The following is a 15,206-nucleotide window of genomic DNA, read 5'->3' as shown; positions in this document are numbered from 1 at the left end:
TCACACCCCCTTAACTAATCCTGTCTCTATATCAAAGATGCTATCTGCCCAATCAAGATAAAAACTCGCTTCGTGAGATACGAGTATAATGCTGCCCTTAAACTGAATTAGCGCCTTTTGCAAAGCTTCCTTCGCTTCTGCATCTAAATGATTTGTCGGCTCATCTAAAATTAAGAAGTTACAAGGTGATAGTAATAATCCGCACAGTTTCACCTTCGATTGTTCACCACCACTTAACGTACGAATTTCTTGCGAAACGTGCGTATCCTTCACACCACACGCAGCTAAATGATGGCGTATTTCCTTCATATTCAGTTTAGGAAACTGTTCTGAAATAATTTGAAGCGGCGTTAAAGAATCATTGCTCCAATTTAAATCTTGCTCATAATATCCAATCTTTATTTGCTCTGAAAAGTGAAACTCTCCAGAAATGCTAGCAATATTTCCAACGATTGTTTTTAATAAAGTAGATTTCCCTACTCCATTGAAACCTGTAATAACAAGTTTTTGCCCACCCATTACTGAAAAATTCAACTTTGGTAAGAGAGCGAAGTCGTAACCAACTTCAAGATTATTTACTTCAAAAACTGTCTGAACTGAAATGGGAAGTTCCTGAAAATGAATAGACGGTTTATGAGTAAAACTTGGTGGCGCAATTCTTTCCATACGCTCCAATTGTTTTCGACGACCTTGCGCTATTTTTGAATTCACCCCAGCAATATTTCTACGAATATACTCTTCCGTTTTTTCAATTTTCTTTTGCTGTGCATAATATTGGCGAATGTAATCTTTTCGCAAATGCTCCTTCTGCCTTACAAAATCTGAGTATTTACCGTAATACTTCTTAACTGTTCCGAACTCTACATCACATATGCAAGAAGTTACTTTTTCCAGAAAATCAAAATCATGTGATACGACAATAAACGCTCCTTCAAAATTCATTAAATAGTTAGCAAGCCACTCCACATGCTCCTTATCAAGAAAATTCGTCGGTTCATCTAGTAATAAAATATTAGGCTCTTCTAATAAGAGCTTCGCTAAAATTACCTTTGCACGCTGCCCTCCGCTTAATTCACCAATAACACGATCCATCCCAATCGCATCAATACCTAAACCGGCTGCCACCTTATTCGTAATACTGTCTACTGAATAAAAATCACGAGCCTCAAGCTGCTCTTGCATTTCAGCCGCTTTTAGTAGTTGATTCTCATCTCCAGTCATTGCACTTTCTTCATATAACTTGTTCATTCTCTTTTCCATTTCATACAAATCATAAAAAGCTCTCTTTACATATTGTGAAATGGTATAACCCTCATCAATGTCAGCGTATTGATCAAGATGCCCAATTTGAATATTAGGTTGCCACTTTATGTCTCCCTTATCAGAAATAATTTCCCCCATCAATATTTTCATTAATGTGCTTTTTCCTGCACCATTCTGTCCAACAATCCCCATATGCTCCCCTTTATGCAAATCAAAAGAAGCATTCTCGTATAATACTTTATCTATAAAACTATGTGATAAACTTTCAACTTTAAGTAAACTCATTTTTATTCCTCTTTTCCTGAAATTAAAAAAAGCAGAGAGATAGCGTCATTCGACACTAGCCCTCTGCTTCGTGGTTTTTCCTATACTACTCCAATTTACAGTAAATACTCATCGGAATAATATACACAAAGGGCCATAGACAAAGCATTGTCTATGGCCCCTTAATCTATTTTATACACCAGCTGAAAAACCATAACGAAATAAGCATAGATAAACTATACTTTTTTAGAAAAGTTATTCAGCCGATGAATATAGGGGATTTATACCCCTTGATTAAGCTCCGTACAACGCTTCACCGTATACATTTGTGCGGAGCAAAGTTTTCTAATGAGTTTTACAAATTTTATATAAAGCATATTCTGCACCTTCCTTAATACTTAAAAGGGATTTTAGCATACGGTTTTATGAAGCGTCAACATTACTTCCGAATCTTTCAACTACTTGTTTTCAAAATATTGCTTCTGAAACATACACATTCTTATCGCATTATGATAGTTACCATCAACGAAAAACTCATCGATAAGTTCACCTTCTACAATAAATCCAACCTTTTTATAAACATGTACTGCTTTTTCATTTTCCTTATCCACAACTAAATATATCTTATGCATATTTAATACAGCGAAAGCATAATCCATTGCTAAACGCGTCGCCTCTACTGCATAACCATATCCTTGATAATTCGGATCAATAATAATTTGGAATTCTGTTCTACGATGAATATAATCGATTTCTACTAACTCAACTAATCCAACCATTTCATTGTCTTTCTCAACGATAAATCGGCGTTCGCTTTGATCATGTATATGTTTATCGTATAAGTCTTGTAGCTCCACAAATGCCTCATATGGCTCTTCAAACCAATACGACATAATATGGGCATTATTATTCAGTTCGTGTACGAACTTTAAATCTTCTCGTTCTAATGGACGTAACTTCAATTCCTGATTCATTCCTATAACCTCCAAGTAAAAGAAACCTCTTCACTTAATTTCTCAATTTTTTTCGATTTCAAACGCCCTAATTTTATTGTAAACTTTCAAGCAACTTGAAGGTCAAGATGTAAAAACTAATGTAAAAATATTATGCCGAAATTTATAACTAATTAATAAAGAATGTAGGTATTTACAGTAACTTAACGAAAAAAGAACAGTCTTTTTGCTTTCCAAAAAGCTCATTAAGATAAAATAAAATTATAAATATATCATCGTTAAAAATTAAGAAAAGGAGCTGAATCTATGAGAATACAATATAGAAAATATGCGTTATCTGTAATCTCATTAGCCTTATTTACTCTTATTGGTTGTACTAATAATGAGCAAAAAAACGATAAAAACGAGACATATACTTTTGAGGCTTCCAAAAAACGTGGTGATATTATTGAGAAAAACGATGAAGTTTATAACATAGAGAAATTAGATACTTTCGTAAAAAACTATAATTCAAATAAAGACGATTCAGTTAGAATTACTAAATTTAATAACAAGAACGAGCCTATTATTATTGATTTAACTGTAAAAAAAGAAAAGGAATCTACCTCCGTCTATTATGATGTCGACTACACAAAAACAAATGAGAAACATAATGAAAACCAAGAGATACAATATTCGAATACTACATGTCAAAAGATAAAGAAAGATATTGAAGACAACAAAGTAACTTATAAATTAGAATGTCCTGACACTATTCATTTGATTACAGCCCCAAAATCATAGGGTGGAAAATTCCACATAAAAAAGTAGTGCAAACTTACGTCTGCACTACTACTCTTTTCTCAAATCTCTCATATTCGATATGTATAAAGCAATAACTAAAACAAGAATTGCTCCTGCGTATAATAACGTCTCCATCGGTTCCTCATGAGACACAATAATCAACCGAATTAAAGCCGTAATTCCGATATAAATAAAATAACGTAACGGGAAATGATAATTCGATTTAAAATACTTAATAATTAATGCAATGAACTCGAAGTATAAGAAATAGACGATGATACTTTCAACCAATTTATAAGACGTATACTCTTTTGACGAAAAAATATACTGCACAAACGTGATCGTCTCATTCACTAAGAAAATCGATAACACAATGGATAATATAATTAAAGCTATATTTAATATCCATTGCAAAATACTAGCTATAACATGATCGATATTAAATGACTTCATACTCTCTTTAGACTCCCCTTCGTATAAGTACTTATTTATTATAGCAAAATTACGATTGGAAAGAAGTTAAATCATATATTCGTCCTTTGTTGTTTCCAGTGTAGGGAAGATTTAGTGTGTGGAGAATTCTGTTTACAACCATCCCCGACGAAACATGGAGAAACTCTTTCAAATTACCATTCGTACATGTCTTACTAATGAGCAATGCATAATCTCGTATAGCATCCTCATGTGCCACTTTTGAAAAATCTTTACAACTTGTACAACGCCAACCCTTCTTAACTTTAACCATTGGAATAACTAAGCATTTCTCACATTGTACTCCATTTAGCAACTCCTCTTTTTCTATTTTATATTGCTCAAGTATATTTTGTTGAAGTGGAGAATGCTCCGCTATTATTTGATGAATGAGCCTATCTACATTATCTATAACTTTTTTCTTATATTTACTTTCAAACCACTTTATTTTATGAGGTAGATTTGCACTATGAATAATTGTATGAAGAAGATTGTCATCTGAAGATTTTATAATGGTACGAGGCGAGCTAATAACAACGAGGGACTCGATTGGAAGACTAGAAGAAAATCCATGTAAGCTTAACCATTTTTTAAGTTGTATTTCCTGCCTTTTTATTTGTAAAACAGGGTCTGGAAATCCCTCTGAATTTCCTTCTGTTATTCGGATAAGTTGATTAAACTTTGTATCAAATATTAATGTACCTGCTATATTTTTTATCTCAAGAAACAGAAGAAACTTTGTGGAAATGATAATAGTATCAATTTGAAAGTATTGATCATGATTAGATAAGCGAACATCATGTAAAACACTGTACTCTTTCTCAGAAATAAAACTAAGTGGATAATCAATCGCTTGCTCCCCTTTATACCCCGCCATGTGTTTTGCCAAGTTTTCTCCAATTATATTTCGTTTCGGATGATATACAGGTAACCTTCTAAGAAGCGCTTCTAACTGTCTTATATAAATCGGTATTTTTCTTTCTTTCACAATCACCTCAAACACCCCTTTACAAATATATCAACGATTTTTTCAATATATCTATCACAACTAGCAATATATCAACGATTTTTCCAATATATCTATCATAACTCACAATATATCAACGATTTTTCTAATATATCGATCGGTCGACAATATCCGACACTACCTCACTTCAATCACTCACAGCATATCCTAGAAAAACATCTTCAGCAAAAACTTAAAATCGCATTTCCTCATAAAAAAAACCATAACCCGATCCTCCAGCAAAGTTATGGTTTTTATCCTACAACGCCACTCTACCTATAACTTTGCCGTGAATTCCACAAAATCCATTTGTGCCTATACCAACTTTCACCTTTTTCACAATGAAACTATATACGTTAAAATCGTTTCATAACGCTATTACTTCCGCATACCTACACTTTATATAATAACGGTACAGTACAAACAACGTACTGTACAAATATATGTGGGGGGATTAACTATGAACGAAGTGTTACTATTAGTCGACATACAAAATGATTACTTTGAAGACGGCAATATGGAATTACATCAACCTGAAAAAGCCGCACAAAAAGCGAAAGAAGTTTTGAAAGTATTTCGCGAAAAACATAAAACAGTTATTCACGTACAACATATTGCGAACAATGAAGGGGCTAATTTCTTCTTACCCGATACAATAGGTGTTCAAATTTATGATGATGTACAACCAATTGCTAACGAAAGAGTCATTCAAAAACATCATCCTAACAGTTTTTTAAGAACAAATTTATTAGAAACATTAAAGACAGAGAAAATAGACCAACTAGTCATTTGCGGTATGATGACTCATGTATGTATTGATGCAACAGTACGCGCTGCCAGTGACTTCGGATTTCAATGTATTGTAATTGAAGATGCTTGTACAACAAAAGATTTAGAATTTCAAGGAAATCTAATCCCCGCAGTACACGCTCATCAATCGTTCATGAGTGCATTAGAGTTTGGTGATATTTATGCAACAGTCATGTCAGCAAACTGTTTTATAAACAAGAGCAAATAAAAAATTACAGTTCAAAAAAAAGAAAGGATAAGTATCTTATTCTTTCTTTTTTTCCATTGTCTTAATGACAGTATTTATACGATAATCACCATAATGTAAAACATCTGCAAGAGTCTCTTCTAATTGCTGATGCGAAGATGTGTGAAGAGTCATGACATAGCACCCATCACCGCTTATACGATACATTTCAGTAATTACGTCCGTTTTTTCAAAAAATTTTTGAATTTGATTATGATAGTGCGGTGCATGCAAAAATAGTGTAACAAAGGTCATAATAGATCCTTCTAGCTTAGCCCTGTTGATATTTATCGTATATTTTTGAATGACACCTGCCTCTTCTAATTTATGAATTCGTTTCCCGACAGCCTGACCAGTCAAATGTACTATCTCCCCAATTTCCTTCCAGTTCATTCTAGCGTTTTCTTGTAGTAATTGTATAATCTTAAAATCTGTTGAATCAAACATGGACATCCCCTTCCTATACGAAACGAATTCTATAAAATCTTCATTTCCCCTACAGTTTAGCTCGAAAATTTTGCAATACAATCGATTGGCTCCATTAGGAATTACATTATTGTTAACGACTTTCCTTCTTCATTACAATGTATTTGTTGGATTACTCGTAGGCACTACAACAAGCTAGCGATTTTTTATAAATATGAACATTTTTTAGGAATTAGTTTATCTTTTTTTAATGTTTTATTTAGAGGCAGTTTATAGTCGGGTATTAACATAAGAAACGTAGCAACTAAGTTCATATATGACGCACTGCTACTATAATCGCAAACCGTACTAAAATAAGGAGACGATAAAACATGAACAAAAAAACAAAAGCACTATCATCCGTACTGCTCGGATTCACATTAGCATTAACAGGGTGTGCTGGTACTAAAGCTGAAGAAAATCATAGTAAACAAAAACAAGAACAAGTTGCTAAAGAAACAAAAAAGGAAAATAAATTAACTAAAGGGCAAAAAATGGCTAATATTCTTAGCAAGACAAATTGGCAAGGTACACGAGTGTATGACAAAGATAAGAATGACTTAACAAAAGAGAATGCAAACTTCATTGGTCTTGCAAAATATGATACGAAGTCAGGCAGATATGAATTTTTTGATGCTAAAACAGGTGCAAGTCGTGGCGATAAAGGAACTTTCTTTGTCACAAATGATGGGAAGAAGAGAATATTAATTTCAGAATCAATGAAGTATCAAGCTGTCGTTGACATGACAAAACTAAATAAAAATGTATTTACTTATAAACGAATGGGGAAAGACGCTAACGGTAAAGATGTAGAAGTTTTCGTTGAACATGTTCCATATAAAGAAAAAGAACTTTCTTTCACTGATCCGGACAAGCAGCTGAACACGACTACAGGAGATATTGTTAAAAATGTTGATGGAGATAAAATTTTAGGCGGTACCCTTTGGCACGGAACAAAGGTATTAGACGAAGCTGGTAACGATGTAACACAATTTAATTCGAATTTTATAAGTCTAGCAAAATTTGATGACAAATCTAATAAATATGAGTTCTTCAATAGCGAAACAGGTCAAAGCCGCGGTGATTATGGCTACTTCGATGTTGTACATGAAAATAAAATAAGAGCCCATGTTTCAATTGGAAATAATAAATATGGTGCTGCTCTTGAACTTACTGAACTAAATAAGAATAAATTTACGTATAAAAGAACTGGTAAAGACCAAGCTGGTAAGGATATAACTATATTCGTTGAACATGAACCTTATAAAGGGGATATGAAACCACAATTTAGCTTTTAAAAACGTTTAATTAAAGATCCTGTACTGAGTTGCAAGATCTTCCTTAAGACAAAATCATTTATGATTCTCTTGAAAGAAATCGTCTCATATCCCCCCTCAACACTTCAGCTTAATTGTTGAATATAACAACTTTAAAAAGCCTTACTACACATAAATTGTAGTAAGGCTCTGACTATTTAAGATAAACATTAAACGACTTCATTATCTCTATACAAATAAAGTTTAGCAAATAACGTTACTATCTCCTCCAAAGAAAAGAAACCTTATTTCAACTTTCCTATTGATAAGTTAACACGATAGTTCCCGTATTTTAATAGTCGTCCTAGAAAGTTATCTAAGTCTTCGTTGGAAGCAAAATGTGTTTTTAATAAATAACACCCCTCACCACTTATACGGTGTACTTCAGAAATCCCTTCTTCTCCTTGAAAGAAATTCATAAACTCTTGGTGATTAGCTGTTGTTACGAACAAAGTAACAAATGCAGTCACTACTTGTCCTAATTTGATTCGGTTTATTGCAATTGTATACTGTTCAATAATCCCTAAATCCTCTAATCTTCGAATTCGATTTCCTACAGCTTGCCCCGTCATATGTATTTTTTGGCCAAGTTCTTTCCATTGTATTCTTGAGTTTTCTCCTAATAATTTCAGTATCTCAAAATCTGTTTGATCAATGATATAAACCAATCCTTTCACCGTGAAAGTAGAAAGCCCGAAAGTGTTTCGCCAACTTATTCTGCTTATCGATACAATTCACTATACTTAGTTTATCCTCTTACATCACATTATTTATCAGCTATATTTACTTATAACACAGAGGACACAACAAAAAAATACATCTAGATTTAAAGGAGGTTACAAATATGTTATTACAAGAAATTCTATCGTTCAATGAACATTTTGTAGAAAATAAGGAATACGCTCCTCGTGAAGCGACAAAAATGCCTAAAAAACGTATGGTTGTTGTTTCTTGCATGGATGCTCGTTTAATTGAGCTACTTCCAAAAGCTTTAGATATACACGATGGTGATGCAAAAGTTATCAGAAATGCAGGTGGTAAAATTGCTTCTGCTTTCGATAGTGTTATGCAAAGTGTTGTAGCATCAGTATACGATTTAAATGCAGATGAAATCTTCCTTATTGGACACCATAGATGTGGCGCGAGCCAAACGAATCCAAAAGGAACACTTCAAAAAATATTAGATCGCGGAGTAGCTTCATCAGAAATTTTATCAGCAATTGAATATGCTGGTATTGACCTTGAAAAATGGTTATTCGGATTCGATGATGTTTGCGACTCAACGCAAGCTAATGTTGATTTAGTAAGAAATCATCCACTTATCCCAAAAGATGTTCCTGTACATGGTTTAGTTATTGACCCTCACACAGGTAAATTAGATGTAGTGGTTGATGGATATAAAGCGTTAAATAGTAAAACAAAATAATAATTATCACGTATATGAAGGGAAGTTATGAGATATGAAAAAACAAGTATTAGATATGAATAGACAAGAAGCTACGCAAAAAATTTTAGCGGCAAAAATTAAAAAAGGGTTAACTTGGGAAGAAATTGCAAAAGTAAGTGAAAACTCTGAGACTTGGGTTGTAACAGCGTTATTAGGACAAGCTACAATGACACGTCCAGAAGCAGAAAAAATTGGTAAACTATTAGAATTAGATGAAGAAGTAGTTCAAGCATTGACAGTAGTTCCACTTCGCGGCCAAGTGATGGAAATGCCTCCTACGGACCCGATTGCATATCGTTTATATGAAATGATGTTACAATATGCACCAACTATTAGAGAGTTAATCTTAGAAAAAGCGGGCGAAGGTGTAATGAGTGCGATTAACTTCAACCTAGGTGTGGATACACAAGAAGATCCAAAAGGTGGCGATCCTCGTATCGTGATTACACTTAATGGGAAATTCTTACCATTCCGTACATGGTAAATAATTAAAAATCTATCTATATAATTAAAATAATTTTATAGATTTAATAAATCCATCCTTTTTAATCTAACTGTGTAGAAAGGATGGATTTTTACTATGAGATTCTTTTTCGGCAAAGGAGAATAATATGAATAAAAAACACTTTGATACGAGTTTTAGTATTCTACAATGGTTTGTATTTCTATTAGCAAATGCAATTGCGTTACCTATCATTATTGGTGGCATATTCCATTTACCAATAGAGGATGTCTCAACATTAATGCAGCGGACTTTTTTAGTCGTGGGAGTAAGTTCGTTTCTACAAGCGTGGTTTGGGCATCGTTACCCCATTGCGGACGGGCCAGCCGGTTCATGGGTAAGTATATTTGTCATATTGGGACAAGTCGCTATGCATCAGGGACAAAGTGCAAAAGACGTATTGCAACTTTTAGAAGGCGGATTAATTATTGCAGGTATATTACTCTTCTTTCTTGGTATAACAGGGCTTGTTCATCGAATCTTACGCTTATTTACACCCTTGGTTACAGGAACCTTTCTTTTAATATTATCTCTTCAGCTTAGTGGTGTGTTACTAAAAGGAATGATAGGATTACAAGGATCTGCAACCCATCCAGACTATACAACAGCTACTATTGCTCTCTTTGTTTTTGCCCTTATTACTTTCTTATCAATTAAAGGGAAAGGATGGATGAAAAGTTACGCTGTGTTACTTGGAATTTCATGTGGTTGGCTTTTGTATGCAGTATTAGGAAAATCATCTCATATCCCTTCGCATACAACGCTAGTTAAGTTACCAGAGATATTTGCTTGGGGCACACCTAGATTCGATATTGGAATGACTCTAACTGCAACTTTATTTACATTTCTTTTAGTTGCAAATACAATCGCTGCTATTTCGGCTGTAAAACAAGTGGCTCCATTATCTAAAGAAAATGAAAAGCAAACACTGAACCGTGGTGTATGGGTCGGAGGTATATCACATATTATCTCGTCGTTGTTCTCTACAATTGGAATTGTACCATTACCTGCATCAGCAGGATTTATCCAACTAACAGGACAAAGAAAAGTGAAGTCGTTCCTTATAGCAAGTCTTATATTAGCAGGAATTTCTTTTATTCCCTCAATTGTAAACTTTATATCCTTGCTACCAGGACCTATTGCTAATGCTGCACTTTTAGCTACATTTGTCCAAGTAATAGGCATTTCATTTCAATCCATTTTACGTGAAGATTTAAATCAACGCCGATTAACTATATTAGGAATTTCATTATTAATCAGTTTGGGAATATTGTTTCTTCCAGAAAGTGCATTTAGCGGAGTTCCTTCTTCCTTACAATATGTTTTAAGTAATGGCTTACTTGTGGGTACCATGCTTGTCATTCTATTAGAACAATTTTGGAAAGAGTAAAAAGCGCCCTACTTATAGGGCGCTTTTTTTATAACTAATGACTAATACTAGCAGTTGGATATAATGTTGTTCCTCCAATTGAAACTTTTATTTCATTTGTTAATGGAACGTTTTGTTCATTAATAATTGTTCTCCACCATTCCCATGCAAGACCTGTACATTCTCTTGCTACAATTTTTATATTTTTTGAGTTCGGTGGAAGAGGGATAACTGTAGAGTAATGAGCCGTTTTGTCTTTTCCGCTACCATCCCATGTTTTATGTGTTAGTACTTCGTTACCCTTTTGGTCAAATGTGAATTCATCCCAAGATACATCAAATTGAGCAACGTAAGCACCGTAATGATCAAGTGTCATTTTAGCACTTGAATATTCTGTAGTTGTCGTCTCAATATAATCTGTATTGTTATGAACAGCGGCAGTTGCATTATCTTTTAAGAAAGTGCTTGTATATGAAATTGGATATGCTGGATTTTTAAGACTTAATTCAGCATTATCTTTAATGATATTTCGGATTTCATTGAAATCTTTAGTAACAACCTTGTTATGCTCTTTCGCATCTCCGCCTAATACTACAGCAGTAAAGGTACTTTCTTCAAAAATATCTTTATACTGTCCACTCGTTTCGACGCTGTTATTCTTAAGTAAGGCTTTAAAAGCAGCTTGTACATCTTTACTCTTAGATGTTGTTTCTAATTTTACATAAACGGTTCTACCATAAGCTACATTTGAAACCATAACAGGTGGAGCCGAATTACTTACACCTTTACGAGTTAACTCGTCAAAAGTAACACTATTATCAAAAAGATCGGATGGATTGTTAGGTAGTTCAGCACTTACCGTATAAAATATTTGCTTATATGCCGCTACCATCACTTTCTTCTCTCCATTTGCAACCGCATTAAAATCAATGTTTAGACTGTTATCAAGATATTTAGCGTTAACATTAAGAGCACTTGCGATTTGTGATTTACTATAAACCATAGATTCTGTATACTGCATTCTTGCAGGTAACGTATGTGTTGTAGAATACTTTTCATTCCAAGTAGATACTAAATCGTCTACTGCTCCAGCTACATTACCATATGTCGGATTTTGAACAGTGATTGTATTTTCTTTTCTCATGCCAGGTAAGTCTATACTAATATTCAAAGGCTTTCTCTTAGCCACTAATAAACTCGGTTGATTGTCTGCAAAAGCTTTATTTGCAAGTTGTACAGCTCCTGGATACGTGCGATTCACTACAGAATCAATAATTGAAATATCGACCGGTGACGTTGTAAGTGATTTTTTCTCGCGTTCCACTACTACAAATTTACCATTTGAATTGATACTTTCTTTCGGAACAAAACTCTCTACTTTATCACCATTTACAGCTAAAACCTCTTGATTATTATATTTAAGATTTGCTATACCAGTATCAATGCCACTAGCATTTTTAGTTACATCAGTTACATTGCTTGCTTGTGTTTCTGCGAAGGAAATAGATGAATAATTAATAGTGCATAAACTAACTAATAAACATGCAAGGAACTTTCTTCTTTTAGTGTTTTTCTTAATATTCAGAAAAATCACCCCGTTCTTTTTTTAGTAAAATATGATAATGATTGATAAATGATAGCTAATTAATAAACTTACATAAATGCTTTTAAAAGTTCTTGAATTAACGGGATTACGCCACCTACAAATTTTAAAACTGCCATTGCGATTTCCATATTATTTCCTCCTTTTTCTTGCTACGATAATGTGGTTTATCTTTATGCCCTCATTATAGTGACACCTTACACTTTTATCAATACACTCTGATATGCAATATTACATATCAAAAACAAACTGAATTCTTTTAAAAAGTTATACAGAGATATTTTTTTCGTTTGGTACATACTTGAAAAGGTGAAGCATTCTTTTGCATTTTATGAGTAATCACATAAAAAAAGTTGCTGCCTATAAAATATAGACAGCAACTTCAACTAGAGTGTCTTGCATAATCTACGCAAGACATTTTATAACTAATAAACTGCTATTGGCCCATAAGGACCATTAATAATTTCTATTTTTGTTTCAAAAATATCTGTCAAAAGTGTTGGATCCATAACCTCTTCTACTGTTCCAAAAGCAGCAATTTGTCCATCTTTCATAGCACAAATTTTATCAGAGTATTTAGCCGCAAAATTTATGTCATGCATGACAGTCAAAATTGTTCGTCCAAATTCATTAGCTGCACGTCTCAAATGCTCCATCATTTGAACAGAACGAGCAACATCAAGGTTGTTCAAAGGTTCGTCCAAAAGTACATATTCCGTCTCTTGGCACAATACCATCGCTACATATGCCCTTTGTCTTTGACCACCAGAAAGCTCATCTAAATATCTATTCTCTAAACTAGTTAAATCTAAGAAATCGATATATTTAGAAATGATAACCTCATCTTCTTTAGTCAATCTTCCCTTTGAATAAGGAAAGCGCCCAAATCCAACTAATTGTCTAACAGTAAGCCTAGTTACAAAATGATTTTCTTGTCGCAATATAGTCAAAATTTTTGCTAAGTCTTTTGATTTGGATTCAGAAACATCCATATTTGCTACCTGAATTTGACCTTCATCCATATCTAAAAGTCTTCCAATCATCAAAAGTGTCGTAGACTTTCCAGCGCCATTTGGTCCAATTAAAGAAGTAAAGCCTGCTTTTGGTATTTCAATATCCAAAGGTCCTATCTTCACCTTATCAGTATAGAACTTTTTAACATTATCAATTTTTATCATAAAGCCCTCTTCCTTAAAACTATAGTTAAGAATATGATTCCACCAAATAATTCAATAATAACTGAAACTACACCTTGAGCATGGAATACATGATACATTAAAAAGTATGCACTCGTCATTATTAAAAATCCTATAGCAAAAGCCATCGGAAAAATGTATCTATGATCATAAGTTGACGCTGCCTGATAACTCAAAGTTGCTACTAAAAAGCCGTAGAAAGTAAGTGGTCCAATTAGAGCTGTTGAAATGGACATCAAAATAGCTACTAATACAAGCGTATAAATTACACTAGGTTGATATTTAACACCAAAAGAAGTAGCAACATCTTTTCCTAGTGACAAAACATTCAAATTCTTAGAATGAGCCAAAATTAATACTGCTACAATTATGATCATAGGAATTACAATAGGAAAATATGCAGGATCTGCATGATTAACAGAACCAAATAATCTTGCTTGTAAAATATCAAATTCTGAAGGCGCAAGTAGTTTTCTCATGAAAGTTGACACTGAATTTAGCCCGGTACCAATAATAATTCCAACTAAAAGCATAAGTTGTAAATTCCCGTATTTACCGGAAAGTAACCATCCATAAAGTATCAAACTCATGAAGACCATAACAACAACTTGGAATAAAAATGATCCAATTCCATTAAAATTTATTAATGCACTAGCACCAAAGAAGAATATTGTACTCGTTTGAATTGCTGAATAAAGTGATTCGAAACCTAAAAGCGATGGAGTAATAATTTTATTATTCGTAATAGATTGGAAAGCAACTGTCGACAAGCTATGGCAAACTGCAGCGATAATCATTGCAACAATAGCTACTATCCTTCTCTTAACGACTGGGATAAAAGAAGGTGAATCTATCGGAACTGGATTGTTATAAACTAAAAGTCCATATGAAGAAAGGAGACCTAAAGCAATCAATGTAATCAGTAAAATCCAATAACGTCTTGCTTCCTTCTTAGACCGAAAAGCGCTAGCTGATCTACTTTCATTATGAAGGCTAGAATCGATTTCGACATTTTCTTTTTTTCTATATTCTAATGTGATCATCGTAGCCTCCTTGGTTTTCTTTGTCTCAATAAAATAGTAATAAACACGACTGCTCCCACTGTTGCAAGTATTAAAGAAACAGGTAATTCAAAAGGCTGTATAATTGTTCGAGAAATGATGTCACAGGCAGTTATTGACCCCATTCCGATCACACAAACCCAAGGTAAATTACTCCTAAGATCATCACCTCTAAACATTGAAACGATATTTGGCACAATTAATCCTAAGAAAGGTAAGTGTCCAATAACAGCTGCAACAATTCCAACTGCAACAGATATAAGAGCAGTCCCAAAAAGAACAATTCTATTGTAATTAACTCCAAGGCTTGTTGCGACATCTTCTCCTAGTCCAGCTAAAGTCAATCTATTAGCATACATAAAAAGTAACTACTCAGCTTCTTCAAATAAAAAAACAGGCCAAATACATGTTTCCGATTCGAAAACATGAAAAGAAAATACTCCAATCAGAGAAAGAATCTATGCCAAATAG

The 15,206-nt window shown here is 33.6% G+C and carries 15 protein-coding genes and 1 pseudogene; 6 read left to right on the top strand and 10 right to left on the bottom strand.

The genetic code is table 11. The features are described 5' to 3' along the window. Positions 1–1,548: an ABC-F family ATP-binding cassette domain-containing protein gene (locus MHI28_RS21175; RefSeq protein ID WP_000054852.1), complete on the bottom strand. Its 1,548-nt coding sequence runs from the start codon at positions 1,546–1,548 to the stop codon at positions 1–3. Positions 1,549–1,985: 437 nt separating this feature from the next. Next, the gene (gene speG, locus MHI28_RS21170) at positions 1,986–2,501 is read right to left on the bottom strand and encodes a spermidine N1-acetyltransferase (protein WP_001071094.1); all 516 of its coding nucleotides are present in this window, start codon (positions 2,499–2,501) and stop codon (positions 1,986–1,988) included. A 285-nt stretch (positions 2,502–2,786) separates the two neighbouring features. Between speG and MHI28_RS21165 the strand changes: the two genes are divergently transcribed. Continuing rightward, a complete protein-coding gene (locus MHI28_RS21165; protein WP_001222628.1) occupies positions 2,787–3,263 on the top strand; it encodes a DUF4362 domain-containing protein in 477 nt (158 codons plus the stop codon). Positions 3,264–3,311: 48 nt separating this feature from the next. On the opposite strand, the gene psiE is transcribed toward MHI28_RS21165, so the two are convergent. Next, a complete protein-coding gene (gene psiE / locus MHI28_RS21160; protein ID WP_000834707.1) occupies positions 3,312–3,716 on the bottom strand; it encodes a phosphate-starvation-inducible protein PsiE in 405 nt (134 codons plus the stop codon). A gap of 49 nt (positions 3,717–3,765) precedes the next feature. Continuing rightward, positions 3,766–4,722: a nuclease-related domain-containing protein gene (locus tag MHI28_RS21155; RefSeq protein ID WP_002162983.1), complete on the bottom strand. Its 957-nt coding sequence runs from the start codon at positions 4,720–4,722 to the stop codon at positions 3,766–3,768. Positions 4,723–5,200: 478 nt separating this feature from the next. Here MHI28_RS21155 and MHI28_RS21150 point away from each other — a divergent pair, with 478 nt between their 5' ends. Beyond that, positions 5,201–5,758 carry a cysteine hydrolase family protein gene (locus tag MHI28_RS21150; protein ID WP_001006709.1) on the top strand — a complete coding sequence of 186 codons (558 nt, stop codon included), beginning with the start codon at positions 5,201–5,203 and terminating at the stop codon, positions 5,756–5,758. Between the two features lie 36 nt (positions 5,759–5,794). On the opposite strand, the gene MHI28_RS21145 is transcribed toward MHI28_RS21150, so the two are convergent. After that, complete coding sequence (locus MHI28_RS21145; protein ID WP_000460473.1) at positions 5,795–6,223, bottom strand: Lrp/AsnC family transcriptional regulator; 429 nt, start codon at positions 6,221–6,223, stop codon at positions 5,795–5,797. Positions 6,224–6,573: 350 nt separating this feature from the next. Between MHI28_RS21145 and MHI28_RS21140 the strand changes: the two genes are divergently transcribed. Next, positions 6,574–7,539 (top strand): DUF4822 domain-containing protein, encoded by a 966-nt coding sequence (locus MHI28_RS21140; protein ID WP_340828289.1) that lies wholly within the window; start codon positions 6,574–6,576, stop codon positions 7,537–7,539. A gap of 263 nt (positions 7,540–7,802) precedes the next feature. On the opposite strand, the gene MHI28_RS21135 is transcribed toward MHI28_RS21140, so the two are convergent. Then, positions 7,803–8,234 (bottom strand): Lrp/AsnC family transcriptional regulator, encoded by a 432-nt coding sequence (locus tag MHI28_RS21135; RefSeq protein ID WP_002008929.1) that lies wholly within the window; start codon positions 8,232–8,234, stop codon positions 7,803–7,805. A 167-nt stretch (positions 8,235–8,401) separates the two neighbouring features. On the opposite strand from MHI28_RS21135, the gene MHI28_RS21130 reads away from it, so the two are divergent. The 3 genes from MHI28_RS21130 to MHI28_RS21120 all read left to right on the top strand — a co-directional run bounded on the left by MHI28_RS21130 (position 8,402) and on the right by MHI28_RS21120 (position 10,896). After that, positions 8,402–8,983, top strand: a complete 582-nt coding sequence (locus tag MHI28_RS21130) for a beta-class carbonic anhydrase (protein WP_000926482.1) — start codon at positions 8,402–8,404, stop codon at positions 8,981–8,983. 55 nt (positions 8,984–9,038) lie between these two features. Next, the gene (gene cynS, locus MHI28_RS21125; protein WP_029443571.1) at positions 9,039–9,488 is read left to right on the top strand and encodes a cyanase; all 450 of its coding nucleotides are present in this window, start codon (positions 9,039–9,041) and stop codon (positions 9,486–9,488) included. 127 nt (positions 9,489–9,615) lie between these two features. Beyond that, positions 9,616–10,896: a purine/pyrimidine permease gene (locus tag MHI28_RS21120; protein ID WP_001034722.1), complete on the top strand. Its 1,281-nt coding sequence runs from the start codon at positions 9,616–9,618 to the stop codon at positions 10,894–10,896. A gap of 34 nt (positions 10,897–10,930) precedes the next feature. Here MHI28_RS21120 and alo read toward each other — a convergent pair whose 3' ends face one another. The 4 genes and pseudogenes from alo to MHI28_RS21100 all read right to left on the bottom strand — a co-directional run. Next, complete coding sequence (alo, locus tag MHI28_RS21115; RefSeq protein ID WP_000576735.1) at positions 10,931–12,469, bottom strand: anthrolysin O/cereolysin O family cholesterol-dependent cytolysin Alo; 1,539 nt, start codon at positions 12,467–12,469, stop codon at positions 10,931–10,933. Positions 12,470–12,903: 434 nt separating this feature from the next. Next, entirely contained in the window at positions 12,904–13,656 is a 753-nt protein-coding gene (locus MHI28_RS21110) for an iron ABC transporter ATP-binding protein (protein ID WP_000590056.1), read from the bottom strand. Then, complete coding sequence (locus tag MHI28_RS21105; RefSeq protein ID WP_000631243.1) at positions 13,653–14,717, bottom strand: iron chelate uptake ABC transporter family permease subunit; 1,065 nt, start codon at positions 14,715–14,717, stop codon at positions 13,653–13,655. Before MHI28_RS21105 ends, MHI28_RS21110 begins: the two co-directional genes overlap by 4 nt. Next, positions 14,714–15,103, bottom strand: a pseudogene (locus MHI28_RS21100) (iron chelate uptake ABC transporter family permease subunit); the annotation flags it as partial. The pseudogene MHI28_RS21100 and the gene MHI28_RS21105, both read right to left, overlap by 4 nt. Positions 15,104–15,206 lie beyond the last annotated feature (103 nt).

The sequence above is a fragment of the Bacillus sp. FSL K6-0268 genome (assembly GCF_038005425.1).
In the GTDB taxonomy this organism is placed as follows: Bacteria; Bacillota; Bacilli; order Bacillales; family Bacillaceae_G; genus Bacillus_A; species Bacillus_A thuringiensis_S.
Note: the sequence above shows the minus strand (reverse complement) of the source record. Positions and strands in the feature narration are given on the sequence as shown.